Origin of the sequence: Kribbella sp. VKM Ac-2569, from assembly GCF_004216905.1 — a bacterium.
GTDB lineage: Bacteria > Actinomycetota > Actinomycetes > Propionibacteriales > Kribbellaceae > Kribbella.
In genome coordinates, this window is sequence record NZ_SGXJ01000007.1 from 1 (window position 1) to 25,818 (window position 25,818).

Genomic DNA, 25,818 nt, shown 5'->3' on the forward strand with positions numbered 1-25,818 from the left:
GACCACGTCGACGTACCGCTACACCGCCTACGGCCAGGCCGACAAGACCGGCACGACCGGCGACGACGCGATCTTCGACAACGACCCGGCCAAGACCGCCGACATCGTCAACCCCTACCGCTTCAACAGCAAACGGTTCGACGGCGCCACCGGCACCTACGACATGGGCTTCCGCGAGTACAACCCAGGCCTCAACCGGTACCTCACCCGCGACATGTTCAACGGCGCCCTGCAAGACCTCGCCCTCGGCACCGATCCATGGAACACCAACCGCTATGCCTTCGCCGGCGGCAACCCCATCAACCGCATCGAACTCGACGGCCACTACGCCATCGACGAAAACGGTGAGCCGTACAAATACTGGGAAGTCTGGAACGAACGGCACGAGACCGCCGTTGAGGCGACCGCGGACCAGACGCAGGTGGAGCATCCTGAGCGCGGGAGGGTGACGACATCACGGAAGGACAACCTGGTCGCGGGTGGTTCGTCAGGAATCCCGGCGATCAGAACGGGTATCCGGATGTGATTCAGTGGGGCCCGGAACCCAAGAACGGCGCCAAGCAGGAGGTGTGGATCTGGGAGGTCAAGCACGGTGGCGGGAAAGCCGAGGATGACGGGAAGGACCAGGTCGACAACTACATCGAGTATCTTCAGAAACAACTCGGTAACGCATACATAGTGCGACCTGGATATGTACTGGATCCACGACATCGACCAAACCGATCGAATCCGCGGGAGCTGATCACGGTCGAGTCGAAGATCGAGGAAGGCGGCGTGGAGTTGTACGACTACGGCAGCACCGATCCCTATTCTGTGCAGCTGCGCGGCCTGAGGAATCAGTCGTTCAGCAAAGATGAGAAGGAGCCGCGGTCGACACCGACACTCGATCCGACGACGACCGGCAAGGCTGCGGGCGATATCTTGACAGTTCTCGGGCTTGCAGGCTATGTCATTTGGAAGGGAACAGCGTGGGGAATAGCGCAGAACTGAGTGGCGGGCTGTCGGCGGCGGATGAGTCGACCCGGTTGAAGTCGGCGCGTGGTGTTCGTGCGGAGTTGGATTATCTATTGCCGGAAGGCTCTGCTGAGGTGGGGCCTCGGGTGGTGGATTGGTTCACGATGGCGGTGGAGCAGCTTGCGGGTGAGTTCATGGCCGAGCTGCCGGCGGCAGGGCTGCCGTCGAAAGGTGTACGGGATCCGGAGGGTGGGCCGTTTGGGCCGGTTGGCTCGCGGTGGTGTTCGTTGTTGGTGATCGGTCAGGGTGAGCGGCGCTTGTCGAAGTCCCTGCGTGCATGGTCGCCGAAGAACTGGGATCGGTTCGTGTCGCAGGCGGCCGACGTGTCTGTTGAGATGTCGGCGAAGTTCTCGACCTTGAATGAGGTCGGTCATGCCGGAACGCCGAGTCTGACGATTTCGGCGTACCGGCCACGTCCGAAGGAGGCACGGCAGTGGCTGCGGCTGGACGCGACATACGTGGTGGGCAAGTTGGGTGAGACCGCGCCGATCCCGGACGAGGTGCCCGAGACGTGGCGGCAGTTCCTGGTGACGCAGGCCGAGCGCTCGCCGGCGGTGTTCGGGTTCCTGGCCGACGACACGAGCGGGGCCGGGAACCGTACACCGCTCGAGACCTCGAGAGGGACATTCCCGACCGACACGCTGCCTCTGTCCGACTCCCAGGTTCGGGGCTATTCGTGGGTGTCGGTCACGTCGGCGGGTGTTCTGCAGCGATTGGGTGGTATCGAGGCGGTTCGCAGGAGTGGAGCGTTTGCGAGCGCGATCGAGTTGCCGTCGGGTGGTGCCGTGTTGCAGGCGACGCCGAGGTTGTCGCAGTACGAGGGTGATGCGGTCCGGCGGGTGTTCGAGGCATTGGCGCCGGTGCTGCCCGCAGACGCACCCTCGTCGGACCCGTTCAACCGATTCAAGTTGATCTACGAGGCCCCGCGCCGGTAGCCCACCGCGGTCCCCAGGCGACGACGACGGATCCGAACGATTTCGTCGCGAGGTACAGCTATGACCGGATTGGTCAGGTGCTGAAGGTCGAGACTCCGTTTGTTGATGGTGGGTCGACGAAGACGCCGACGACGACGTTCGAGTACGACCTGGTTGGTAACCAGGTGACGGTGATGGATCCGCTGCGGAACGCGTCGCCTGCGACGGACTACACGTCGAAGACGGTCTATGACCTGAACCACCGGCCGACCGCGGTCACCGACGCGGCCGGGTATACGAGCAAGACGGTGTACGACGCGGACGGTCTGGTCACGGCGGAGATCAACCAGGCTGGGAACACGAAGAAGACCGACTATGACGGGGCCGGTCAGCCGGTCGCGATCCATGTCCCGCATACCCCGATTGGTGGGCATCAGGAGGATCGGGTCACGACGCTGGCCTATGACCAGGCCGGGAACGTGACTCGTCAGACCCGGCCCAGTGGCCGGTATTCCGAGACGGTGTATGACAAGAACAACCGGCCGGTGCAGAACAAGTCCGCGTTCGACACGGCGACGACCTTGTACAAGACGCCGTCGAGCACGTTCATCCAGTATTTCCCGACCGGCGAGATCAAGGCGCAGTCCGAGCCGACGTTCGGCAGCTCTGGGCTCGAGTTGCAGGATGGCGTACGAACGGAGGGCAAGTATCATGCCGAAGACGTCCTCCAGTTGACTCGGCGGTACTCGCAGATTCTGGAGGATGATCGTAAGGCAGGAAATACTATCCTGACGTCCAGCGAGCGTGATCTTGCCCGGTCAGAGTTCCGGGAAAACTGGACCGTGCTGAATACTCCGGACGCCAATGGTGCAGTGACAGCTGACCTTGAGAAACGAGGGGCTCTGCTTGAGATCGATAGAACCGTGAAGAATATCCAAACGGTCTACGCCGTAAACGACATTACAAGCGTAAGGTTTGAAGAGAGAAGCCTTTTAAGATGCCTCGACCGGTCGAGAATAAAGCTTCCCTTTTCGGTCGTGGTTTGTCTGGAACGGGGACGTTCCTGGACTCGTATTTTCTGTTCCAGTCGTTTCGGGAAGCATGGAATTTCAAGCCTCCACCGGACTATGCCTGCGCTACTGCATTTTCCTGTGTATATGTGGGGCCGAGCTAGAACTGTGAGTTTTGTGGATGAATGAACACGTGAGTGGCCTTCCAGCTCTCTTGGCCGACTGGTTTCCAGAGTCGGCCGGCGATGTTGCGCGGATCTGTGCCGAATATAGTGATACTCCGGGGCTCGCTGCCTACAGCTACGTCTCGGAGGTGTTCTGGTGGGGTGTGTTTGAGCCGGCGCTCAGGACGCAGAATGATGAGGTAAAGGTCGAGCGATGCTTTGCGGCTCTAGAGCACATGCTAAGCAGTCCTGATCAACAGGTTCGGGATGCAGCCGGTATTCGAGTGACGCCGTATCTGTTGAAGCCAGCGTGGGCAAAGATTGTCGACCGCTATGCGGGGCCCCTCACGCGAGCTGACATGCGCCGTGCGGCTGGAGCTTGACTGTGTATCCTGCGGCAGGCCCGAAACTCGCCCTTGCCCAGCAGCCAGCCGCTGAATCGCCGCGGCCTTCAACGCCTCCAATTCCTCGTCATCGTGCGCCGAACTGACATGCTCGATATCCCTGGACACACGCCGCGACGACCACACGGCCTGAACCGCCGTCGCCCCCGAGCCGGTCTTCACCGTCCGCACGTACGCCACAGACCCGACCCGACGAGCCCGATTAGTGCGCAACTCCAGCAATCCCACCACGCAAACCCGCAGGTCACAGCCTCGCTCAACCGGATCCTCTCTCGGTGATAAGAGTCAGGTGTCGGCGTGTGCGCGCCGGGCTTGGTGGGTATCGGCGCTGAGGGGATGCAAAGAACCTGGCTGCTGTCGGCGGCGGCTGCTATAACTCGTGAGCCGTACAGCGCTGGGGGATCAATGTGCCGGGCTCCCAGTTGTCGACTTCCGACCGGCATCTGATCGACAGGAGGGTTGATGCGCCGCGATGGCCGACCTGCTCGCGCTCCCCGAGCCGCCCGACGCGGTGTTCTGTTACAACGACCTGCTGGCTCTTGGGGCGCTGCGCACCATCCTCAGTCGCGGCCTCCGCGTGCCCGACGACATCGCCCTGGTCGGCTTCGACGACATCGAGGACGGCCGCTACAGCACCCCGAGCCTCACCACGATCAGCCCCGACAAGACGCAGATCGCCAAGAACGCCGTACGACTCCTGCTGAACCGCCTCGACGGCGACCGCTCCGCGCCCGCCGAAATACCGGCCGACTACACCCTCCAGATCCGCGAAAGCACCACAGGCCGGGACGCGGCGCCGTGGAATGATGCCGTCATGACGAGCTCGGAGGTCGAGGCCCACCTGGCAAAGGTGCGTTCGGCGACACGTCGCCAGGACGCCGAGACGATGATCGAGTTGATGCGCCGGGTTACCGGCGAGGAGCCGCGGATGTGGGCCACCGTGGTGGGCTTCGGTGAGTATCACTACCGGTACGCGAGCGGTCGCGAGGGCGATGCACCGGCAGCCGGCTTCGCGCCGCGGTCGGCGGCGACCACGGTCTATCTCTCAGACGGAGTCGACGCGCACGCCGACCTGCTCGACCAGCTGGGTCCGCACACGACCGGCGTCGGTTGTGTGTACATCAAGAAGCTCGACGACATCGACCTCGAAGTGCTTGAGACAGTAGTGCGGCGCTCGTACGAGACACTCACCGCCGGCACCTACCCCCACCGCGCCCGCGAGTCGTGAGCTAGGCGCCGCGGATCAGGCGGTCGCCGAGGTCTGAGCGGCGGTAGAGGACGGAGCGGCCGTGGCGTGCGGAGATGAGGAGGCCGGCCGCGCGTAGCGCGCGCAGGTGCTGGTTGACGGCGGTCGGGGTGACGTCCAGGCGTACGGCGAGCTCGGTCGACGAGGTCGGTGTCTCGAGGATGCCCATCAGCCGGGCGCGGACACGACCGATGAGGCCAACCAGGGCAATGGCGGGCGTGCTCGTCTCGGTTTCCCAGAGCGTTCCGAGGCCGCGCGCCGGGTACATGATGTGCGGTGGTTCGTCGGGAGAGATGGGCGCCGTCGCCCGCCTGCTGAAGAGCGAAGGCGCGAGCGTCAGCCCACGGCCGGCGGTCGAGGTGCGGTACGAGAGGTCACTGCGCAGGCGCACGTACACGACGTTGTCCTCGAGGCGAACATGCTGGTCGAGGTCGGCGAACATCACCGCGAGGCCGGATCGTGCTGTGACCCGGCCGCGGTAGACGATGTCGGCCTCGAGCACGGTCCGCATGCGTTGCCAGTACGGCTCGAAACATGCCTCCCAGTACTCTCGCAGCGCCGCCAGGACACGCTTGAGCACTCTCTCCGGCCGGCCTCGAAGTACTGGCGGAAGTGCGGCGAGGTGGATCTCGGCGAAGTCCGCGCGGACGACGCTGTTCGGTGTGTCCATCAAGGCTGCGAGCTCGTCGTCGATCCTGCCGAGCGGGGTGTACGGGCGCGGAGTGAGGAAGTCCGGCGTCCACAGCGCTTCGTTCGTCAAGGCGCGGAGCAGGTCCAGCGGGAGCCCGGCACGAGCCGCCTCGGTGGCGCGCAACCAGGGGAGCTGCAGCGGGAACCTACCCGGATCGCGCAGCGTCCGCAGCGACAAGACCAGCTCGTTCAGCGGCGAGATCGCGAAGCGCACCTCGCCCAGATCGTTGCCGACCAGCTCGTACTCGATCATGAAGCAATACGCTACATCGATGGTGGCGCCGAACACCCGGATGCGACAACTGACGCGTGCCTGAACTCCTCCGCGATCCTGTCGAACGCGCGCTTGCCTCCGCCGTTGCAGCGCTGTCCCTGTCCCGTGGGATGTTCTTCGCGGTCAGCGCGCTGTACTTCACACGCGGGGTGGGACTGTCCCCGGCCGCCGTCGGGATCGGCCTCACCGTCGCCGGAGCAGTCGGTGTCCTGGCGTCGTACGCCGGTGGTTGGCTGAGTGACCGGTGTGGCGCCGATCGGCTTCAGCAGTGGGCCCTCGCCGCGAACGGCGTCGCACTGCTGGGATACGCCCTGGCCCGAGATCTCGTCACCTTCGTCGTGGTCGCGGCTTGCGTGTCCGCGTCCCGCGGCCTGCAGAGCACGGCCCAGATGACGTTGCTCGCCCGATGGTTCGTCGGCCCGGAACGGGTTGCCGTCCGCGCCCGCTTGCGCGTGGTGATGAACGTCGGGATCGGGATCGGCACCCTGCTTGCGGGACTGGCTCTGGTGGTGGACACGGCAACGGCGTACCGCCTGACTGTGGTGCTCGTCGGCGCCATCACGATTCTCGGCACGATCCCACTAGCGGGTCTGCGCCGGAGAGTAGCCGGGTTGGCGGAGCGAATGGATGCGTCCGCAAGCCCCGAGGCGCCACGGGGACCTTCGCCTCTGAAAGATCGCACGTACGTCACATCGACGGTTCTCAACGCCCTGCTGGCGATCCACTTCGCGCTGACGTCGGTTGGCATCCCGCTGTGGGTGGCGGATCACACCGAGGCGCCGACCGTCGTCGTATCGGCGCTCCTCGTGGTCAATACGGCGTACGTCGCGCTCTTCCAGGTCCGCGCGTCCCGTGGCACCCAGGATCTGCGCACGGCCGGACGATCGGCACGCCGAGCCGGCCTCCTTCTGCTCGCGGCCTGCTTGCTCTTCGCTCTCGCAGGTCACCTCGGTGCCGCTGCAGCGACTGGCGTCCTGTTGCTCGGCGCGCTCGCCTCCTCTGCAGGCGAGACGCGCGGCGAAGCGGGGAGTTGGGGTATGGCGTTCGAACTCGCCGACCCCGCTCGCGCCGGCGCCTACCAGGGCCTCAGCCAGACCGGCCTCGCGCTGGCGCTGATGCTCGGCCCCGCAGTCGTCACCACAACCGCCATCGACCACGGCACCCTGGGCTGGATCGCGCTCGGAGCCCTCTTCGCAGTCACCGGCACCGCGACCGCGCTCGTCGCAAACCGCGCCGCAGGGCGCGCGGTCGTCAGAGGCGTTTCAGTCTGATGTTGCGCCAGCGGCAGGCGGCGTCCGGTGCCCAGCGGTCGGTTCCCAGCAGGGGGTCGTTGTCGTGGACCTCGAGGGCGATGTGGCCGGACGGGCCGAGGAATTCGGCGACGGTGTCGGCGTCGTAGTTCGGTGCCTGCAACGTGGCCAGGTCGACTTCCGCGATCCGTACGTCGTTGATCCAGGTGGTGACCCGTGGACGTTCGCCGACACAGCGGATGCGGAGTGAGTTCCAGTCCTGCCATCGCCAGGTGGCGAGGAACTCCTCGATGGGTGCGGCGTACTCGAGCATCTTCTCCTTGTCGGGGGAGAAGGGCTCGGCTGACGTCGCTGGGTCGTCCTCGCGGAGGCCGATGGGCTTGCCGGTCGAGTCGAGGCGCGCGGTGATGGCGAACGGTACGGCGTGGAAGCTGCCGAGGCCGTTGCCGAAGAAGCCGCCGATAGAGCCGGAGTGGCGGTGGTCGACGAGGACCTGGAGTCCGTGCCAGGAGTCCGGCCGGCGGCGGAGCATGACACCGGTGTCTGCCGGCCAGTCCGGGTTCAGCTCGAGGGTGAGTTCGAAGTCACCGAACTTCTCGTCGCTGATCAGGTATCCGCCGTACCCGCTTCCGAGAGGTTCTTGCCGGCCGACGATGGCGCCGTCCTCGACTGTCCAGGCGGCCGGATGGAGCTCGGCCTGCTCGGCGTAGTCGCTGGGGAAGTCCGGTGCGACGTCGAGTACGTCGGGGCCGCCAGGCCAGATCGATCCGTAACTGCGTGGGATGACCGACCAACCGGTGAGGTCCTTGCCGTTGAACAAAGGTTCGAAGTCTGCCATCAGAAAACCGCCGTGCCGAGGTGGCCGGTGACCCACTCGGCGGACAGCTCGGTCGATGCGAGGTTGGTGTCGGCTTCGGGTACGTCGACCTCGACGACGATCCACCCGTTGAAGGACTCCGGCAGCGTCGCGATCGCCGCGGGAAGGTCGACGTCCCCGCGACCCGGCTCGGTCCAGACGGTGAACTTGGTGACGGTCGCGTCGAAGTACGTCGCGTCGGCGTCCCGGGCGGCTTGCGCCTGGCCGAGGTGGACGTCCTTGAGATGCGCGGCCACGATGCGATCGGCGTACTGCGACATCAACGTCGCCGGCGTGATGCCGGCCCAGGCGAGGTGTCCGGTGTCGGGGCCGAAGGCAAGGATCGAGGCCGGTACGGCGTCCAGCACGGCGCGGATCTCGGACTCGATCTCGATGCTGCTGCCGACATGTGGGTGGAGAGCCGGGGTCACGCCCTCGGAGGTGATGGCCTCGGCTGCGGCCCCGATGGCGTCGATCACCCCCGGCAGAAGACCGCCGTACCCGATGGAGGGATGGGCGATGCGCTCGGTGGTCAGGCCGGTGGCGAGGAAGACTTCGGTGTTGCCGAGTTCGGCCTGGATGGCCGCGTGGCGTTTGGCCGTCTCGGTGAGGTTGCCGGCGTTGAGGTCGACGGAGAAGTAGCCGGGTGCCGGTTCGAGGCCGTACTCGGCCAGTAGTGCGCGATAGCCGGCGGCGTCGAGACTCGGCGGTGGGTCGGCGTGGATGCCGCGGAACGGGGTGGTCCGGATCTCTGCGAACGCAGTCCGCAGCACGGGTTCGGTCAGGTTGAAGCCGTCGGCGCCGAGGACCCAGGGGAGTGGGTTCAGGCCGACACGGAAGTTTGCCATCGAATGACTCCTTGGAGAGGTCAGCGTCCGGCGAGCGAGCCGCCGATACCGCCGACGCTGAAATACTTGTTGAGGACGGCGAAGATGATCGCCGGTGGCAGCATGATCACGACCGACACGGCCATCACGGATCCCCAGTCGGTGGCGTTCTGCTGGAAGAACGTCTGCAGTCCGATCGGGAGCGTGAAGATCGTGCTGGACCGTAGGAAGACCAGGGCGACGAGGTAGTCGTTCCAGGCGAGCAGGAACGCGAAGATCGCGGTGGAGAGGATGCCGGGCAGGGAGTTGCGGAGCACGATCTTGGTGAAGGAGCCGAAGACCGAGCAGCCGTCGACCCAGGCGGCTTCTTCGAGAGCGTGGGGGATCGAGTCGAAGTACGCCGCCATCATCCAGGTCGCGACGGACAAGGTGCTGCCGACGTACACGATGACCAGGCCGATCAGGTTGTCGGCTAGACCGAGTCGGGCGAAGAGCACGAAGAGCGGGATGATCGCGGTGATCACCGGCAACGACTGGATGACGAAGAGCAGCAGTGAGAAGCCGGAGACCGCCTTGCCGCGGCCACGGGACAGCACGTATCCGGCCGGGGCGGCGACGATGACGGACACCAGTACGGTGGCGAGGGTGACGCCGAGGCTGTTGCCGAGCCAGAGCATGATGTCGGTGTTGCCGAAGATGTACCGGAAGTTCTCCAGCGTGAGTGCGCTGGTGGTGGTGCTTGTCGCGCTGGGCCGGATGGCCAGGAGGAGGGTGGCGAGCACCGGTACGAGTACGACCAGGGTGATGATCAGCAGCGCGGCGAAGCGCCACCATTGGCCGCGCGTCCCGGGTTCTCTCGGCCGTGAGACCTGGATGGTTGTCATGCGATGTCCACCTTCTTGATCTGGCGGTAGAGAGTGGTCGAGATGATGACCAGGACGAGCGTCATCAGGAACGCGATCGCAACGCCGGGACCGGTGAGCAGGTCCTGGAAGACGCTGCGGTAGGCCAGGACAACCAGGGACGAGGTCGCGTCGACCGGTCCGCCCCCGGTCAGGAGATAGATGGTCGGGAAGTCGTTGACGCAGAAGATCGTCATCAGGATCCAGCTGATGTACGTCGACCGCGAGATCAGCGGCAGCGTGATGTGGACGAATTGTTGCCATCGGCCCGCGCCGTCGATGCCGGCGGCTTCGTAGACTCCTGTGTCGACAGCGGCCAGCGCGGCCGACGTCATCAGCATCATGAACGGGAAGCTGACCCAGACCTTGAAGACGCAGACGGTGATGGCGGCCAGGGTGGGATCGGCGAGGAAGTGAACCTCGCCGAACCCGAGCTGTGACGCGAGGGCAGGGAGCGGGCTGTCCGGCGTACCGACCAGCCAGTTCCAGGCCGTGGACGACACGACGATCGGCACCACCCACGGAAGCATCAGCAGGATCTTGAACAAACCCCTGGCGGGGATCTTCGTCCGCAGCAGCAGCGCGAGACCCATGCCGGCCAGCCAGCTGCCGAAGACGCCGACGACGGTGAAGATCAGGGTGAAGCGAGCGGCTGACCAGAAGCGTGGGCTGGTGACGACATCGGCGTAGTTGGACAGGCCGACGAAGTCCCCGGTCACGATCAAGGTGCCGTTGTGGATCGATTGCGATGCGGCGACCACGAGCGGGTACGCGTTGATCAGTACGACGAGGATGATCGCGGGTGCGACCAACAAGATCATCGTGATCGCGCGGCGGCTGGGCCTTTTGCCTTTGGTGGACGGAGCAGGTGGTGCTGTCGGCCGGGACCGCGACTTGGTCGAAACACCTTGGGTCAGCGTCATCGCTTCACAATCGACTCGAGGCCCTGCTGCAGAGTGGTGAGGGCCGCCTTGGGATCGGTCTTGCCCTGCAACATCGCTTGCGCGAACTGCGCGAGAGGCTGGCCGCCGTCGACGGCCGCGAGCGCGGCGAACGACTGTGTCTTCTTCGCGGCGTACGTCTTGCAGACCGGCATCCACTTGTCGACGATCGCGACCTGGTTGGGATCCTTCGCGTAGTAGTCCGCCTTGGCGATCGACTTCAGCACCGGTACGGCGACCCCGACCGGGCTCTGCCAGTAGGTGTGGATCTGACCCAGGTAGTACTTCAGGAAGGCTTCCGACGCCTCCTGCGAGGGCGTGTTGGTGTACATCATCAGGTTGTTCACGAAGAACAGCCCCGCGACGGTGCCGCTCGAGCTCTTCAGCGGGTCCATGACGTGCAGGTCCTTGCCGGTCGTGCCGGCCCGCGCTGCGAGGCCCGGGGTGTGGATCCCGATGCCGGCCTTCTTGTTCTTCCACTGGGCGTCGAGGTTGTCGGCCGTGTAGGACACGGCTCCCGAGTCGATGATCCCTTCGTTCGCGAGCTCGCGGACGAACGTCATCGCCTGGATGTTGGCGTCCGTCACGCAGTCGGGTTTGCCGTCCGGATCGAACATGCCGCCGCCGTTGTTGACCATCATCGCGACCATCGTGTGCGCGCCGAGGTTGTTGCCGGCTCCGGCCCCGGTCGCGAAACCGGACACGCCGACCTTCTTCAGGGCCTTACCGGCGGCCAGGAGTTCGTCCCACGACGTCGGCACCGACACGCCGGCCTGGTCGAGCAGCGCCTTGTTGTACCAGAACGGCCGTACGTCGGTCTGCCACGGTACGCCGGCATAGCCCTTGTCGGTCTTCATCGTGTCGAGCACGCCGGGCAGGAAGTCGTCGTACGTGCCGTCCTTCTTCAGGCTCTCGATGAAGTTGTCGGCGTACGCGATCTGGCCCTGGTCGGCGAACTGGAAGGCCTGGAATCCGGCGCCGGAACTGACCGCGGGCCCGGTCTTGGAGGCGATCGCCGACGAGAAGGTCTGGTAGAAGCCGTTCCACTGGATGATCTGGTACGTCGCCTTGGTCGAGCCGGTGTAGTCGGTGATGATCTTCTTGCCCAGGTCGTTGTAGGCAGGGGTTCCCCACGGCATGTCCCAGAACTTGAGGGCGCCGCCGCCACCGGCTTTGTTGGCTCCGCTGTTGCCGGAGACGTTGCAGGCCGCCAGCGCGGGTGCGGCGATCGCGGCGCCGGCCAGCCCCAGGAATCCTCGGCGGCTGACGCCGCCATGCTGTGCTTTGCTCATCGGAATGTGCTCCTCTCGTAGTCCCCGAGGGCGGCGGTCGTCGTCACGACGTCCGCTCGAAGGCAACGCAGATCGGCCAGTCCGTCGGCCGATCCGGCCGCATGCAGTTCGCGCAGGCGACGAAGGCTGGAGCGATGCCCGGCCTCGTACTGGGTTGGCGCCAGCACAGCGCCATCCGGTCCGACGGTGATCAGCCGGGCAGGCTGAGCGGTGTCACCGGACGGGATCTGCAACTCGACGCTGCCGTCGTCCGTCAGCAGCCGGAGTGCGGCCGACGCGGGCGTGGCGGTAGTGCGGACAATGCTGAAGTCGATCGCGACGGACGTGTCCGTCAGGCCTTCGGCGTACAAGGTGCGGTCCGAAACGTGTTGCACCTGGAGCTTTGTGACCGGCCCGAGCACAGCGCGGATGAGGACCAACTGGTCCAGCAGGGCGGTCGAGAAGTCACACGACGGCTCCACGACGACCCGGCACTCAACGCGACTTCGGTCCGTCGCGACAGCGCGGAAAGCTCGTGCAGCAAGGCCTGTGGCCGGGTTGGAGGCCCAGGGCGAGTCGACGACGACGATCGTGGCCGGATCCATTGCGAGCGGATCGGCGAAGTCAACGGGTGTGGGATGTACGAGGACGATCCCGGCCGGGTTTGAGCCCATCGCGTGCAGCAGGGCCACCGGCCAGCCGGGTACACCGTCCACGAAGACGATTCCGGCAGGATCCGGGAACGACAGCGGCAGGGTGGCGAGCGCCGTACGGACGTGTTCCGACGACGTGCTCATGCTGCGTCCTCCGCGCTGGGGGTGGACCGGACGGCATCAGCGGAAGCATCGGCGAGCGTGAGCGCGAAGCGCACGTCGTCGACGAGAGTGGACAGGTCGGGCGGCGCCAGTTCGCCGTGGACGACCGCGGCGAGTTCGCGCCACTCGACTTCATAGCCGTTGACCTCGGCCGGTCCGAACACCTGCGTCGACTCGGAGGTGCTGAGCCTGCTCACCGCGGAGCCGGCATGAACATAGGAAGGCGCGAACTCGACGTTCAGGACCTGGTCGTCGGCGAACACCTCGAGTGCCCAGTCGGGCTGCCAGGTCTGCGACATCACGGCGTGCAACTCGATACTCTTGCCGCCGGCAACGAAGAGGATCCGGTACCCGAACGGTGCGAGGAACTTGGCGTCGATCACCCGCAGGTCGTCGTACCGGGGGAGAAGGCTACGGATCAGCGGGAGATCGTGGATCGCCAGACCCATCACCCCCGCGTGCGTCATCCCGGGCAGTACCGCGACGTCCGAGTAGTCCGGCGCCGGGAAGGGCTGCCGTGTCAGTACTTCTGTGGCGACGTCCTCGAAGCGCGAGTTGGGCGGCAGCACGATCGAGGAACGGATGGTGTGACTCGTCCGCGGCAGCGCACCCCACTGCGCGACGGCAGCTCGCCATCCCGGATCGAACGAGTGCATCGCGCCGACAAAGATCGGTACGCCGGTCTCCGCCGAGACCGCCGCGATCGCAGCTGCTTCGGCCGCCGACATCGCCAGCGGCTTCTCGCACAGCACCGCCTTCTTGCCGGCCTGGCACGCTGCGATCACCTGCTCGGCATGGAACGCGTTCGGACTGCAGATCGCGACGACCTCGACCGCCGGATCGTCGAGCAACGCCTCGACCGAGGTCGAGTGCGCGGCGCCCGCTCGACCCGCCACGGCCGCGGCGACGTCAGCGTCGATATCGGTGACATGGCGAACTGTGAAGGCGGCGCCGAGCCGAGCGAGAGTCGGCAGGTGAATGGCCTGCGTGACCGGGCCGGCGCCGAGAAATCCAACTCCGATAGAGGACTGCATCCGTGACTCCTCACCAGGATGAAACACGATCAGTCGTTAAGATTTCGCCAAACATAAACGGGTGCTAAGGTTTCGTCAATGGCTCAGCACCAGGAGGACTTCGTGGCCGACGACGACGCGATCCCGACGACCCGTGGCCCTTATCGCAAGGGCGTCGAACGGCGTGAGCAGATCATCCGTAGCGCCTCCGAGGTGTTCGGCGAGGTCGGCTACATCGGCGGCTCGCTGCGTGCCATCGGCGATCGGGTCGGCGCGTCGCCGGCCACCCTGCTCCAGTACTTCGGCAGCAAGGAAGGTCTGCTGATGGCCGTACTGGACGACTGGACGGTCCAGACCGCACGGTGGGCGATCCCCACGGACCCGCCGGGCCTGGAGTACTTCCGGGCGATTCCCGCGCTGATGGACTACCACGTCGACCACCGCGGGACGCTCGAACTGTTCGTCACGATCTCCGCCGAGGCGACCAATCCGAGTCACCCGGCCCGCGAGTTCATCCAGCGCCGGTACGCCGACACCGTGCGCAACTGGTCCGCCAAGCTGCGCGAGGCCGTCGCCAGGGGCGAGGTCGGCGCACTGACCGACGAGCAGGTCGAGGCCGAGATCCGGATCCTGGTCGCCGTCCTGGACGGCGTCGAACTGCAATGGTTACTGGGCGCGGACATCGACCTGCATGGCCTGGTCGCCACCCACCTCGGCGAGGCGATCACCCGCTGGACAGCCACGCCGGCGACCTGAGCGGCAATCGGTGCCACTATGGAACCGGGGACCGGGTCGCGCCTGACCGGCAACGGGAGGATTCATGCCGCTATCAAGCTACGGCGTACTGGTTGGGCGGTTGATTCGGTTTGCTCGGGAGGATCCGGACGACTTCGGGTCCTGGTACCACGGGAAGTTGTACGTCGCGGCTCCCGGCGGTGAGTACGAATGCGCGATCGACGTGTCGACGCCGAGCGGAGTGCCGGTGCAGTACCGCGAGGTACGAAACCTCAACCCGCAACTCTTCGCACCGATTGCGGCCAAGAGCGACGGCTGGCACCTGTTGGCCAGCACCCCTGCATCCGGTGCCCTCGACTACATCCGATCGCCCTTGCTGCGAGGACGTGGCGGCTGCGTGAGCGTTGTCTACAGTCCGCTCGTCGAACTGTTCAACGCGATCCTGAGGTCGCCCAGATTCGGCTGGGTCGACAGCTCGGCCGACAAGGCCTTGGATCTGCTGGAACAGCGGCTGCTCGGCTGCGAACGGGTGTACGTGTTCGGCGCTCCGTACAACACTGGCAACGGCGTGCACGACATCCATTACAACCAAGGCGATCCGCCAGGCCAGTTCCAGCACCTCGACGGGATCTGGCAAGACGGCGGAACCATCATTCAACGACCAGGCGGGGAACTGACCGCCTTCCTCACCAAGTTCAAACCCCAATCCCTGAACACCGACGACAACGGCCTGCCCGTGTGAATCTGCCCGCCGACTGCTTCAGCTGAGCTGGAGCAGTCGGCGGGCGACGGTTCAGTTGAAGGTGCGGTCGGGGCAGTTGAGGATGCGGACGGTGAGTGGTCCGTCGGTTGTGACGTTCAGATCGGCATCGCAGGTGACCTTGGCCTGCTTGGGGTCGATCGTCACCGTGCTGATGTTCGTTGCGGTGATGTCGAGCCGGTTCGCGATCGGTGCGCTGACGGGTGCCGGCTTGGTCCGCAGTTCGGAGGTGTAGGCGTTGACCGGCACTGTCGAGCCGGTCGCTACGCCGGCGCCGGTGACGACCGGGGCAGCTGGTGCGTCGGCGAGACCGAAGCCCTGTGAGCGTACGTCGATGGTGCCGAGGTCACCGGACCGGCTCTGGATGGCGCTGAGCCAGTAGGCGTGGTCGCCGACCAGTCCGGATTCCGGGTCGTCCATGGCGGGGTTGCGTACGTACGTCACGTGGAACGGATCCTGCGTGCCGCGCATGTCGCCGAGCCAGTCGGTCAGCACCTTCCAGGTCGCGTTCGCGCACATCACCACGTGATCGGAGGATGCCCCGAGCCAGCTGTCGAAGGTGAAGTCGTACTGCGCGCCGGCGATGTAGGCGTTCGCCCGTTCGCGGGGGATGTTGTACGGGATGTAGTTGTCCGGAAGGCCGGCCCATTCCATCACCGGCTGGTTGCGGCGTGACGGTAGCAACGGGGTCAGGACCGAGCCGGGTTCGTGCTGGGTCGCGGTGTCGACGGGCAGGGTGTCGGCGATGCCGTTGATCCCGGGGAAGGAGGGCGCCATGTTCAGCCCGTCGCAGATGAAGGCTTTGCTGAACACGTCGGGGAACTGCAGCGAGAGTTTGTTCGCGCTGTAGGCGCCGCTCGAGAAGCCGCTCATGACGGTGCGGGTGGAGTCGAGCCCGAAGGCCCGCCGCGCGTCGGCGAGTGCCTCGAAGACAGAGGCGCCGGAGCGTCCGTAAGACCAGTTGTCGTTGCCGCGGGCGTCGACGGCGATCACGACGGTCGGGGCGGACGGGCGGTTCGCGACCTGGTGGAACAGGTCCCGGTCGCCGGCCGGCAGCAGTGCTCCGGTCCCCGGGTCGCCGACCTGGTCGTTCGCGCTCTGGGCGTATCCCGGGGTCCAGACCATGCTCGCGTACCCGTTGGCAGGGCGCGGCAGATCGGGGACGTAGGCGACGTACCGCTGCAACCTGCCGGGGAGGTCGGAGACGCAGTCGTCGCGGCAGATCCAGCCGAACTGGACACTCGGCGTACCTTCACCGTCGACGGTCTCGCCGTTCTGCTGGGTGAAGGACCCGAGCGGAGGCTTGCCCGCATCGCCTGGCAACCGGCGACCCTGCGCGACTTCGCTGTTCGAGGCGTAGAGCCGCTCGATGTAGCCCGAGGTCGGTACGGCGCTGTTGTCGTTGGTGTGTTGTGCCAGCTTCGCGAAGTCCACGTTGGCGAAGAACTTGCCGATGTTGCCGCTGGCAAGCGTCGTCTTCTGGTTGTCGTTGCGCCACGGCGAGTCGAACGGCTCCTGCCGGAACGCGACGTCGAAGTACGCCGAGGGACGCAGGCCGGCCGTGAGCGCACCACCTGGGTGGGTCGCGTCGGCGACCGCCTGCGGGAGCAGGAACTTGTCCCCCGGGCGGTCCCACAGACCGGCTGCGGCGGCGACTCGTACAGTGCGCGTTCCGGGGTCGTAAGCGGTGTGCGGGACGCGGACCTCGACCTGCCGGTGCGCGACGTCGACCGAGACGATCGGTGCGACGGGTGACGTCTTGCCGGTGGCCGCGTCGACGATGTCGCCTGTCCGGCCGTGCACGGTGACGAACTTCTCGGCAGGCATCAGGGTGTTCGCGCCGTGCGGTGCCTGTTTCGGGAGCAGCGAGTTGCCGAGCGCGATCGTCGTACCGACGAGGTCCGGGTCGGTCATCGTGTTGAAGGTGATCCGGAACGCGGTTGCGTCGGCGAGCGGCTTGACGCGGACCTCGACGAGGTCGGCGGCATTGCCTCGGTACGCCGGGTTGGTCGGGTACGTGTACGCGAACGTGAGCGAATGTTCGGGCCAGTTGGTGGTGACGAGCTGGGCGCCCTGGTCGTCGTACACGCAGCCCTGGTTGAGGAACTCGCCGTCGCGGTAGGCGCTGCTGTGGCAGACCATCGTCGGCTGAGCCTGCCAGATGCCGGTGTTCTCCAGCTGTACGGCGGTGGGCGGGGGAGTGTTGAGTACGGCGGGGCCCGGGGCCGGCGGTGTTGCGGCGGCGGTCTGCGAGCCGGCGGCGGGGTACGCCCACCAGGCGAGCAACCCGCCGGCGGCCAGCACGGCAAGGGTCGATTTGATCGGTCTCATCGGCGGTGCCTCCAGAGCACGCGAGGGGGACGGCGGACCGGGGCCGGCGATCCTGTTCGAGGCTGGATTGAAGTACATATACACGCCGCTCGTCAAGAATCTGACACATGACAACGTTGCCGCGTCGCTGTTCCTGACGAGTCAGGCGACGCGGTCGGTGCCTGCGGCCTCGACGAAGAAGCCGTCGGCGGGCGCCTTCAGGGCCTCGTGGGCCTGGAGGAAGAGGTCATGCGCCTCCCGGCCGTGCCAGCCGGTAGGGAGCAGCTCTTCGGGGAGGTCGGGATCGCGGAACGGGAACATCCGGTAGTCGTGGACGAGTTTCATCCGCTCGACGAGCGCCTCGCGTGGTGCCAGTGAGCCGGCACGGTACGACCGCATGCGCGGCCGGTACGTGCGCAGCAGGGTTGCGTAGTCGGCGTCGAGGGAGTCGAGTTCCCAGCATCGCGCCGCCATCTCGCGGTCGCGGGACAGTCCGGACGACGTGCACTGCAGCAGATCGAGCTGGATCGACGGCTGATCGGCGAAGTGCTCCTGGATCTCGGTCAGCCGGTCGTGCGGACTGACCCAGGTCGACGACGTCAGCGGTCCGAACCCGAGCCAGGCGAGTTCCTTGCGCAGTTCCTCGCGGAGAGCTCGCTCGCTCTCCGGGACGGAGTAGATCACCATCGACCACTGCCGGTTCCATGGTTCACGGGAGCGTTCGAAGATCCGGGTCCGCCCCTCGTCGAGCAGTCGCCAGCTCTTGTCGTTGAGCGCGTACACCGTCTCGCGGCCGTCTCGCCGGGTGTCGAACCAGCCTTCGCGCCGCAGGCGCGCCATCACCACCCGCACGGTGCTCTCGCCCACGTCGAAGCACTCGAGCAATGTGGTCAGCGTGCGCAGCCGGACCTCGCCGCCGTGATAGCGGATGTAGTCGCCGAAGAGGTCGAAGACGATCGACCGGGGCTTCATCGCATCTCCTCGGAGCCGTTCCCAGTGGTTCGTTGCGCTCATCCTCTCATGATGCCATCAGAAGTGTGTCAAAGTCTTGACGGTCGTCCATGAATCGTCCTACTTTCATCACATCCACCGTCAGCCCGGCACGAAACGAGGCCGCCATGACCAGTTCCCCTGCCGCCACCACCACCCGGTCCAGGACCGGCCTCTGGGTGGTCGCCATCTGCTTCGTCACGATCGTCTTCGACGGTTACGACCTGATCGTGTACGGCGCCGTCGTACCGTCCCTGCTGAAGAACCCGGACTGGCACCTGACCCCTGGTCAGGCCGGTGCGATCGGCAGCTACGCGCTGACCGGGATGGTGATCGGGACCCTCTGCGTGGGCGCCCTGACCGACATCCTCGGCCGGCGCCGGATCATGTTCGCCAGCATCACCTGGTTCTCGCTCGCGATGGGCGCGACCGCGCTGGCGCCGAACGCCGAGGTGTTCGGAATCCTCCGCTTCGTCACCGGCCTCGGCCTCGGCGGTGTGGTCCCGACCGCGATCGCCCTCACCGTCGAGTACGCCCCACCGCACCGCCGGAACTTCAACAACGCGCTGATGTTCTCCGGATTCTCGCTCGGCGGCGTGCTGGCCGCCGTACTGGCGATCAACCTCGTCCCCGTGCACGGTTTCCGCATCATGTTCGCGATCGGCATGGCTCCGCTGGTCCTGGTGCTGCCGCTGGCGTGGCGGTTCCTGCCCGAGTCGGTCAGCTTCCTGCAGGCCCGCGGGCGGTACGACGAAGCGGCTGCTCTCGCGGCCAAGTACGGCGTACAGCCGGAACCCGCTGACCAGAAGCGAACCCCGCTCGCGGTGCTGTTCGGGCGCAAGCACCTGGTCGCGACGATCCTCTTCGGACTTGCCAGCTTCTTCGGCCTGCTCCTGGTGTACGGGCTGAACACCTGGCTCCCGCAGATCATGCGACAGTCCGGCTACCCACTCGGCTCGTCGCTGCGGTTCCTCCTGGTGATGAACGTCGGCGCGGTCGTCGGTGCCCTGGTCGCCTCGGCCCTGGCCGACCGGCTCGGCTCCAAGGTGGTCACGACGGTGGCCTTCGCCCTCGCTGCCGTGTCCATCTACGCACTCAGCACGGACCCGGCCGCGTTCGCGCTCTACCTGCTGATTGCGATCGCCGGTGTCGGCACGGTCGGCACGCAGATCCTGATCAACGGGTACGTCGCGACGCACTACCCGGCCGGGAGCCGCGCGACCGCGCTCGGCTGGTCCCTCGGCGTCGGCCGGCTCGGCGCGATCGTCGGTCCGCTCTTCGGCGGATGGGTACTGGACTCCGGCCTGAGCCTGGACTGGAACTTCTACGGGTTCGCGGTCCCGGCGGTGCTCGGTGCGCTGGTGATCGCCGCCGTACCCCGAGGCGATCGCGAGCGCCGGGCCGAACCCGCCCTTGGTACGACACCCCAGACAGCTTGAGAGGACATGACGATGCGGATCGCGATTGTCGGCGGTGGGCCAGGCGGCCTGTTCCTCGCCACTCTGGTGAAGGCGAGTGACCCGGCCGCCGAGGTGACCGTGTTCGAACGCAACCGTGCGGACGACACGTTCGGCTTCGGCGTGGTGTTCTCCGACGCCACCTTGGCGGGAATCCACGCGGCCGACCCCGTGGTCCGCGACGCCTTGACGGAGTACGGCGTGCACTGGGACGCGATCGAGGTCCGCCTCAAGGGAGAGCGGTTCCGCTGCGGCGGGATGGGGATGGCGGCGATCGCCCGCAAGACGTTGCTCGCCGTACTGCAGGAACGCGCTGAGGAGGTCGGGGTGATCCTGCGCTTCCGGACCGAGGTCGAGCTCGAGGACCTCACCGGCTTCGACCTGGTCGTCGCGGCCGACGGCGCCAACTCGCGGATCCGGGAGCGGCTGGCAGCCGTACTCGAGCCGACGGTCGAGACGGCCGCGGCCAAGTTCATCTGGTTCGGTACGACGTACCACTTCGACGGACTCACCTTCGTCCACGAGCGCGGTGCCGACGGGGTGTTCGCCGTCCACGGCTATCCGATCAGCCCGGACGTGAGCACGTTCATCGTGGAGACCGATCGGGAGTCGTGGCTGCGGGCCGGGCTGGACGAGTTCGACGTGTCGCAGCCGCCCGGGCCGAGCGATCTGAAGACCAAGCAGTACCTGGAGAAACTCTTCGCCGAGCAGATCGAGGGGCATCCGCTGCTGGTGAACAACTCACGCTGGGCGAGCTTCCGGACCCGGCGGACCGGGCGCTGGTCGTACGGCAACGTCGTACTGCTCGGCGATGCCGTGCACACCGCGCACTTCTCGGTCGGCTCCGGGACCAAGATGGCGATGGAAGACGCGGTCGCACTGGCCGCGGCGCTCGCTGCGCACGACGATGTCCCGGCGGCGCTCGCGGAGTACGAGGAGTCGGCGCGGCCCTCGGTCGAGAAGATCCAAGGTTCGGCACGGCCCTCGTTGTCGTGGTGGGAGCACTTCGGGCGGTACCACGACACCTTGGAGCCGTGGCAGTTCGCCTTCCACTTCCTGACCCGCAGCATCAGCGGCGGCAAGTTGGCGCGGCGCGATCCGGCCTTCGTCGCCGCGACCCGCACGGAGTGGCACGCACAGAACGGACCGGCTCCGCTGGACACACCGTTCCGCTCGGGCGGCTTCTCGGCGCCTGGCCGGCTGGTCGAGGTGGACTTCCCGCACTCACCCTTGCCTCTGTTCTCCGAGCCGCCGGACCGTGTCCGGGACTGGGGATTGTGGCTGGAGGCACCGGCGAGTGAGCAGGACTTGCCTTCGGCGCTGGGTTCGCTGCACTCCGGCGCGCTGGCTGGGCCTGCAGTGGTGGCGGTGTACGGCGGATCGCGGTTGACGCGGACGTTGCTGGCGGAGGAGGCGCGGCTGGTGGCCGGCGTCCCCGCGATGGTGGTTGATGACGAGCTGACCCCGGACGACGCGGAGACCCTCCTCTTGTCCGGGCGCGCCGATCTGGTGGGCCGGACCAACGGCGCGGACCGGAGCCGCGTCGCCGGAGTCAGCCGTAGTGTGGGAGGGAGCGTGTGAAGGGTTTGGACGGGTTGTTCACCCCTCGCGGGGTCGCAGTGATCGGCGCCTCGCGCAACCCGGCCAAGCTCGGCGCGGTAATGGCGCGCTCCCTCTCCACCTATGACGCACCACTCGCGCTGGTCAACCCGCGCGACTCCGAGTTGCACGGCTCTGTCGCCGAGGCAGTGGACTCCCTCGGCGTACCGATCGACCTCGCAGTGGTCTGCGTTCCGGCAGCCGCGGCAGCTGATGCGGTGGCTGAGGCCGCGAAGGCGGGCGCCTCGGCGGCTCTCGTGTGTGCGGGCGGTTTCGCCGAGGCCGGCCATCCGGAGTACCAGCGTGCGTTGGTAGACGTGGTCGATCGCCATGGCATTCGGCTGCTGGGACCGAATACCTCCGGCTTCCTCGTGCCTGGCCGCGGGCTGACGGCCAGCTTCGTACCGAGCGTCGCGTCGGTGCCGGCCGGCGGAGTCGCTGTAGTCGCAGCCAGCGGTGGCGTGAACCACGCGCTGTCGTTCCTCCTGGCAGAGGCCGGGTACGGCGTGAGCCTCGCGGTCGGACTGGGGAACGCCGCCGACATCGACGCGGCCGACGTACTGGATCATCTGCTGGAGGATCCAGCGACGAAGGCCGTTGCTCTGCACATCGAATCGGTGGCCGACGGGTCGCGCCTCGCCCGTGCCGTCGCTCGGCTCTCAGCACGGAAGCCCGTGGTGGCGTTGGTTGTCGGGCGCAACGACGTTGGTGCCTTCGCGAAGTCGCACACGGGTGCACTGGCTACGTCGTGGCGGACCACTCGGGGCGTACTGCGGCAGTCGGGCGCCGTCCTCGTCGACGACGAACGTCAGCTGGTCGATGCCGTCGGCGCCTTGTCGATGACTCGGTTGGCGCCGGCAGCGTCGCCTGGTGTTGGGGTGGTGACAGCGCAGGCCGGTCCGGGGTTGTTGTTGCTGGACGGGCTGCGAGGCGCCGGGATCCGGGTGCCCGTACTTGCGGACGAGACGCAGCGACGACTTGCTGAGCTGCTGCCCCCGATGACCTACCAGGCGAACCCGGTGGACACCGGTCGGCCGGGCCCTGGTTTCGGTGAGGTGATTCAGATGGTTGCCGACGACGCCGGTGTGGATCTCGTCGCGGTCTATGCGTTGACCGAGCCGGACAGTGTCGACCTGGTGTCCGAACTCTCCCCGCGGACCGTTGCGACGCCTACTGTGGTCGCCGTGGGCGGTTCCACGGCGGACGTCACCGCGGTCCGGTCGGGCCTGCACGAGCGCGGCTACCCGGTAGCCACCAGCCCGGCCGCCCTCACCCATGCGATCCGAGCGCTGGTGGAGGACGCCGGCCTCAACAACCGGCGCACCGCCGACGAGCCGCTCCCACAGGTCGCCGTACCCCAAGGCCCTTGGGACGAACACCGGGCCAAGACCGTTCTGGACACCCTCGGCGTTCGCACCCCATCCCGCGCTGCCTGCAGCACTCCCGAGGAAGCCCACGCCGCCCTGGACACGCTGGGTGGTCCGGTCGCACTCAAGATCCTCGACGCCGCGATCCTCCACAAGACCGAGATCGGCGGGGTGCATCTCGGAATCCGCACCCACACAGAGCTGTCGGAGGCGCTGGATGCCCTGGGTGCCGAGCGGGTGCTGGTGGAGCGGATGGCGCCTGCGGGCGTTGATCTGATTGTCGGTGCGCGGCGGGATCCGGTGTTCGGGCCGGTGGTGCTGGTCGGGCTGGGTGGTACGACGGCAGAGGCCCTTGCGGATGTCGCCGTACGGGCGGCGCCGCTGTCCGCGGCCGAGGCGGCCTCCATGGCGGACGAGTTGCTCGGGCGTGCACTGCTGGACGGCTGGCGCGGTGGACCTGTGCTGGACCGGAGCGAGCTGGCTCGCGTTGTGCGGGCGTTGGGGCAGGTCCTGCTGGACGCACCGCAGGTGGACGAGATCGAGATCAATCCTTTGCGGCTGACGCGTGACGGGCTGGTCGCGCTGGACGCCGTGATCACGGGCAAGGAGCAGTGATGGTCAGTCCGATCGCCGACGGTGTGGTTCCCTGGCCGGCCGAGGAGGTGGAACGCTACGTCGCGGCCGGCTACTGGGAGGGGCGAAGCCTGCCGTCTCACATCTGGGAGCAGGCAGGGCGCACTCCGGACAAGATCGCGTTGGTCGACGGCGAACTCCGGCTCACGTACGCCGAGCTCACCGCTCGTGCGGACTCCGCCGCGACGGCGTTGATCGACCTCGGGCTCCGGTCCGACGACCGGATCGTCGTACAGCTGCCCAACGGGTGGGAGTTCGTCGTACTCACCCTCGCCTGCTTCCGCGCCGGGATTGTCCCCGTGATGGCGCTGCCGGGGCACCGGTACCACGAGCTGTCCTACCTGGCCGCTCATGCCGAGGCCGCAGCGATCGCCGTACCCGATGTCCTGCGCGGCTTCGACCATCAAGCGCTCGCACATCGCCTGAAGGACGAAGTCGAGTCGCTCGATCATGTCCTGGTCGTCGGCGCGGATCTGACCGGGGGCAGCGTAGATCTGCGCGGCCTGTGCTCAGGCACTGACGAATGGCGAGGCGCCGAGCCGGACAGCCGCAGCGTGGCGGTCTTCCTGCTGTCCGGCGGTACGACGGGACTTCCGAAGCTGATCGCCCGCACCCACGACGACTACACGTACAACGCCAAGCGCAGCGGGGCGGTGTCCGGGATGGACGCGTCCACGGTCTACCTGGTCGCGCTGCCGGCTGGACACAACTTCCCGCTCGCCTGCCCGGGTCTGCTGGGGGCATTGCTCGTCGGCGGGACGGTTGTGATGCTGCCCAGCCCGGAGCCGATCCGCACGTTTGCGACGATCGCCGCGGAAGGTGTCACGCACACCGCGGTGGTGCCGGCGGTGGCGCAGCGCTGGCTCGACGAGTACTCCGATTCGTACGACCTGTCGTCGCTGCGCGTCCTGCAGGTGGGCGGTGCGCGGCTGGCCGACGAGGTGGCGCGCAAGATCAAACCGGTGCTGGGGTGCACGCTGCAGCAGGTGTTCGGAATGGCCGAGGGCCTGCTCAACTACACCCGGCTGGACGACCCGGAAGACGTCATCTGTACGACGCAAGGCCGCCCGATGTGTCCCGACGACGAGCTCCTGGTGGTCGATCCGTTCGATCGTCCGGTCCCGCTCGGCGAACCGGGCTCGCTGCTGACCCGCGGGCCGTACACGCCGCGCGGCTACTACAAGGCGGAGCAGCAGAACGCCCGCGCCTTCACGCCGGACGGCTGGTACCGCAGCGGTGACGTCTGCCGCATCGGTGCTGGTGGCAACCTGGTGGTCGAGGGCCGGGACAAGGACATGATCAACCGCGGCGGCGAGAAGATCTCCGCCGAGGAGATCGAGAACCTGACCTACACCCTCCCCGGTGTCCAGCAGGTCGCCGCGGTCGCGATGCCCGATCCGAGCCTCGGCGAACGCGTCTGCGTGTACGTCGTCCCGCGCGGCACCACCGACATCACCCTCGACGACGTCCGGCACGCGATGGCCGACCTGGGCGTTGCGCCGTACAAGTTCCCCGAACGCCTGGTCCTGATCCCCGAGCTCCCCACCACGAAGGTCGGCAAGATCGACAAGGTTGCCCTCCGCGCCGACATCGCAACCCGCCTGGAGACCGGCGTCTAAACCAGTGCGGTTGAGATGGCGTTTGCGGCGGCGGTGAGGGCCGGGGTGATGCGACGGATACGGGCTGTTGAGTAGCGGACGCTGGGCATCGAGACCGAGACGGCGGCGACTGTGGAGCCCGCGGCGTCGGTGATTCCGTGGCCCATCGCGATCAGGCCGCGTTCGGTGCGTTCGAGGTTGATCGCGATGCCGCTGCGACGTACCGCTTTCAGTTCGGCCCGGAGTTTGCTCAGGTCGATGCGTTCGCCTGGCGGCGCGGCGTCGTACAGCGTGGTGATCTGGTCGTCGGTGAGGGCGGCGAGCATGACGAGGCCGCCGGTGGATTGGTGGGCGGGGAGGACCATGCCTTCGCGGCTGCTGACGCGGAGGGTCTGGCGGGATTCGACCGAGGCGATGAAGCGGATCGTGCGGCCGGTGCGGATGCTGAGGTTGACGGTTTCGTCGACGGTGTCGACGAGTGTCTGCATGGGGCCGAGGGCGGCGGCACGGATCGCGCCGGTCCTGGAGTGTGCGGTGGCGGCGAGTTCGAGGACCGGGCCGGCGTGGTAGCTGCGGTCGTCGTCCTGTACGGCGAAGTCACGGTAGACGAGCGTGGTCAGTAGCCGGTGCGCAGTGGATTTGGCGACGCCGAGGCGTTCGGCGGCGGTCGAGACGGTGAGTGGCCCCTCGACCTGGAGGATGACGGCCAGTCGCAGGGCGTGGTCGACGCTTGTCACGCCGTACGCCGGCGGGTTCTTCATCGTCTCGCTCCGTTCTG

The 25,818-nt window shown here is 66.8% G+C and carries 23 protein-coding genes; 12 read left to right on the forward strand and 11 right to left on the reverse strand.

Annotation, left to right across the window (positions count from 1 at the left end; translation table 11 throughout):
* The 5 genes from EV649_RS36320 to EV649_RS41860 all read left to right on the forward strand — a co-directional run.
* On the forward strand, positions 1 to 526 hold a 526-nt coding region (locus EV649_RS36320), incomplete at its 5' end, for an RHS repeat-associated core domain-containing protein (protein ID WP_130388247.1).
* Complete coding sequence (locus tag EV649_RS36325) at positions 523 to 990, forward strand: hypothetical protein (RefSeq protein WP_130388248.1); 468 nt, start codon at positions 523 to 525, stop codon at positions 988 to 990. The genes EV649_RS36320 and EV649_RS36325, both read left to right, overlap by 4 nt.
* Positions 991 to 1,100: 110 nt before the next feature.
* The gene (locus EV649_RS36330) at positions 1,101 to 1,949 is read left to right on the forward strand and encodes a hypothetical protein (RefSeq protein ID WP_130388249.1); all 849 of its coding nucleotides are present in this window, start codon (positions 1,101 to 1,103) and stop codon (positions 1,947 to 1,949) included.
* Positions 1,950 to 2,026: 77 nt separating this feature from the next.
* On the forward strand, positions 2,027 to 3,127 hold the full coding sequence (locus tag EV649_RS36335; RefSeq protein ID WP_130388250.1) for an RHS repeat protein: 1,101 nt from the start codon (positions 2,027 to 2,029) through the stop codon (positions 3,125 to 3,127).
* 851 nt (positions 3,128 to 3,978) lie between these two features.
* Positions 3,979 to 4,734 (forward strand): substrate-binding domain-containing protein, encoded by a 756-nt coding sequence (locus EV649_RS41860; protein WP_241999134.1) that lies wholly within the window; start codon positions 3,979 to 3,981, stop codon positions 4,732 to 4,734.
* A gap of 1 nt (position 4,735) precedes the next feature.
* Here the strand turns inward: EV649_RS41860 and EV649_RS36355 are convergent, their stop codons facing one another.
* Entirely contained in the window at positions 4,736 to 5,695 is a 960-nt protein-coding gene (locus EV649_RS36355) for a DUF5937 family protein (RefSeq protein WP_130388251.1), read from the reverse strand.
* Positions 5,696 to 5,751: 56 nt separating this feature from the next.
* On the opposite strand from EV649_RS36355, the gene EV649_RS36360 reads away from it, so the two are divergent.
* The gene (locus EV649_RS36360; RefSeq protein WP_130388252.1) at positions 5,752 to 6,987 is read left to right on the forward strand and encodes an MFS transporter; all 1,236 of its coding nucleotides are present in this window, start codon (positions 5,752 to 5,754) and stop codon (positions 6,985 to 6,987) included.
* Here EV649_RS36360 and EV649_RS36365 read toward each other — a convergent pair.
* From EV649_RS36365 to EV649_RS36395, 7 genes are all read right to left on the reverse strand, one after another.
* Positions 6,968 to 7,804, reverse strand: a complete 837-nt coding sequence (locus EV649_RS36365) for a DUF1080 domain-containing protein (RefSeq protein ID WP_130388253.1) — start codon at positions 7,802 to 7,804, stop codon at positions 6,968 to 6,970. The two genes, EV649_RS36360 and EV649_RS36365, sit on opposite strands and share 20 nt — an antisense overlap.
* Entirely contained in the window at positions 7,804 to 8,670 is an 867-nt protein-coding gene (locus tag EV649_RS36370) for a sugar phosphate isomerase/epimerase (RefSeq protein ID WP_130388254.1), read from the reverse strand. Before EV649_RS36370 ends, EV649_RS36365 begins: the two co-directional genes overlap by 1 nt.
* Before the next feature lie 20 nt (positions 8,671 to 8,690).
* Positions 8,691 to 9,533 carry a carbohydrate ABC transporter permease gene (locus EV649_RS36375; protein WP_130388255.1) on the reverse strand — a complete coding sequence of 281 codons (843 nt, stop codon included), beginning with the start codon at positions 9,531 to 9,533 and terminating at the stop codon, positions 8,691 to 8,693.
* Positions 9,530 to 10,372, reverse strand: a complete 843-nt coding sequence (locus EV649_RS36380; protein ID WP_198682890.1) for a sugar ABC transporter permease — start codon at positions 10,370 to 10,372, stop codon at positions 9,530 to 9,532. Before EV649_RS36380 ends, EV649_RS36375 begins: the two co-directional genes overlap by 4 nt.
* Positions 10,373 to 10,470: 98 nt before the next feature.
* The gene (locus tag EV649_RS36385; protein WP_130388257.1) at positions 10,471 to 11,784 is read right to left on the reverse strand and encodes an extracellular solute-binding protein; all 1,314 of its coding nucleotides are present in this window, start codon (positions 11,782 to 11,784) and stop codon (positions 10,471 to 10,473) included.
* Positions 11,781 to 12,560, reverse strand: a complete 780-nt coding sequence (locus EV649_RS36390; RefSeq protein ID WP_130388258.1) for a hypothetical protein — start codon at positions 12,558 to 12,560, stop codon at positions 11,781 to 11,783. The genes EV649_RS36385 and EV649_RS36390 overlap by 4 nt, the downstream gene beginning before the upstream one ends.
* Entirely contained in the window at positions 12,557 to 13,612 is a 1,056-nt protein-coding gene (locus EV649_RS36395; RefSeq protein ID WP_130388259.1) for a Gfo/Idh/MocA family oxidoreductase, read from the reverse strand. Before EV649_RS36395 ends, EV649_RS36390 begins: the two co-directional genes overlap by 4 nt.
* A gap of 78 nt (positions 13,613 to 13,690) precedes the next feature.
* Between EV649_RS36395 and EV649_RS36400 the strand changes: the two genes are divergently transcribed.
* On the forward strand, positions 13,691 to 14,347 hold the full coding sequence (locus tag EV649_RS36400; RefSeq protein WP_130388260.1) for a TetR/AcrR family transcriptional regulator: 657 nt from the start codon (positions 13,691 to 13,693) through the stop codon (positions 14,345 to 14,347).
* 64 nt (positions 14,348 to 14,411) lie between these two features.
* The gene (locus EV649_RS36405; RefSeq protein ID WP_130388261.1) at positions 14,412 to 15,068 is read left to right on the forward strand and encodes a DUF2278 family protein; all 657 of its coding nucleotides are present in this window, start codon (positions 14,412 to 14,414) and stop codon (positions 15,066 to 15,068) included.
* 51 nt (positions 15,069 to 15,119) lie between these two features.
* On the opposite strand, the gene EV649_RS36410 is transcribed toward EV649_RS36405, so the two are convergent.
* Both EV649_RS36410 and EV649_RS36415 read right to left on the reverse strand, forming a co-directional pair.
* Positions 15,120 to 17,417: a hypothetical protein gene (locus EV649_RS36410; RefSeq protein WP_130388262.1), complete on the reverse strand. Its 2,298-nt coding sequence runs from the start codon at positions 17,415 to 17,417 to the stop codon at positions 15,120 to 15,122.
* Between the two features lie 141 nt (positions 17,418 to 17,558).
* Entirely contained in the window at positions 17,559 to 18,368 is an 810-nt protein-coding gene (locus EV649_RS36415) for a PaaX family transcriptional regulator C-terminal domain-containing protein (protein WP_130388263.1), read from the reverse strand.
* Positions 18,369 to 18,514: 146 nt separating this feature from the next.
* Here EV649_RS36415 and EV649_RS36420 point away from each other — a divergent pair, with 146 nt between their 5' ends.
* Genes EV649_RS36420 through EV649_RS36435 form a run of 4 tightly spaced genes read left to right on the forward strand, consistent with a single transcriptional unit; the run spans position 18,515 to position 25,061 of the window.
* On the forward strand, positions 18,515 to 19,825 hold the full coding sequence (locus tag EV649_RS36420) for an aromatic acid/H+ symport family MFS transporter (protein ID WP_130388264.1): 1,311 nt from the start codon (positions 18,515 to 18,517) through the stop codon (positions 19,823 to 19,825).
* Positions 19,826 to 19,837: 12 nt separating this feature from the next.
* Positions 19,838 to 21,424, forward strand: coding sequence for an FAD-dependent monooxygenase (locus tag EV649_RS36425; protein WP_130388265.1), 1,587 nt, complete (start codon positions 19,838 to 19,840; stop codon positions 21,422 to 21,424).
* Complete coding sequence (locus EV649_RS36430; RefSeq protein ID WP_130388266.1) at positions 21,421 to 23,424, forward strand: acetate--CoA ligase family protein; 2,004 nt, start codon at positions 21,421 to 21,423, stop codon at positions 23,422 to 23,424. The genes EV649_RS36425 and EV649_RS36430 overlap by 4 nt, the downstream gene beginning before the upstream one ends.
* Positions 23,424 to 25,061 carry an AMP-binding protein gene (locus tag EV649_RS36435; protein ID WP_130388267.1) on the forward strand — a complete coding sequence of 546 codons (1,638 nt, stop codon included), beginning with the start codon at positions 23,424 to 23,426 and terminating at the stop codon, positions 25,059 to 25,061. Before EV649_RS36430 ends, EV649_RS36435 begins: the two co-directional genes overlap by 1 nt.
* Here the strand turns inward: EV649_RS36435 and EV649_RS36440 are convergent.
* Positions 25,058 to 25,801, reverse strand: a complete 744-nt coding sequence (locus tag EV649_RS36440) for an IclR family transcriptional regulator (protein WP_130388268.1) — start codon at positions 25,799 to 25,801, stop codon at positions 25,058 to 25,060. The genes EV649_RS36435 and EV649_RS36440 overlap by 4 nt on opposite strands.
* Positions 25,802 to 25,818: the final 17 nt, after the last annotated feature.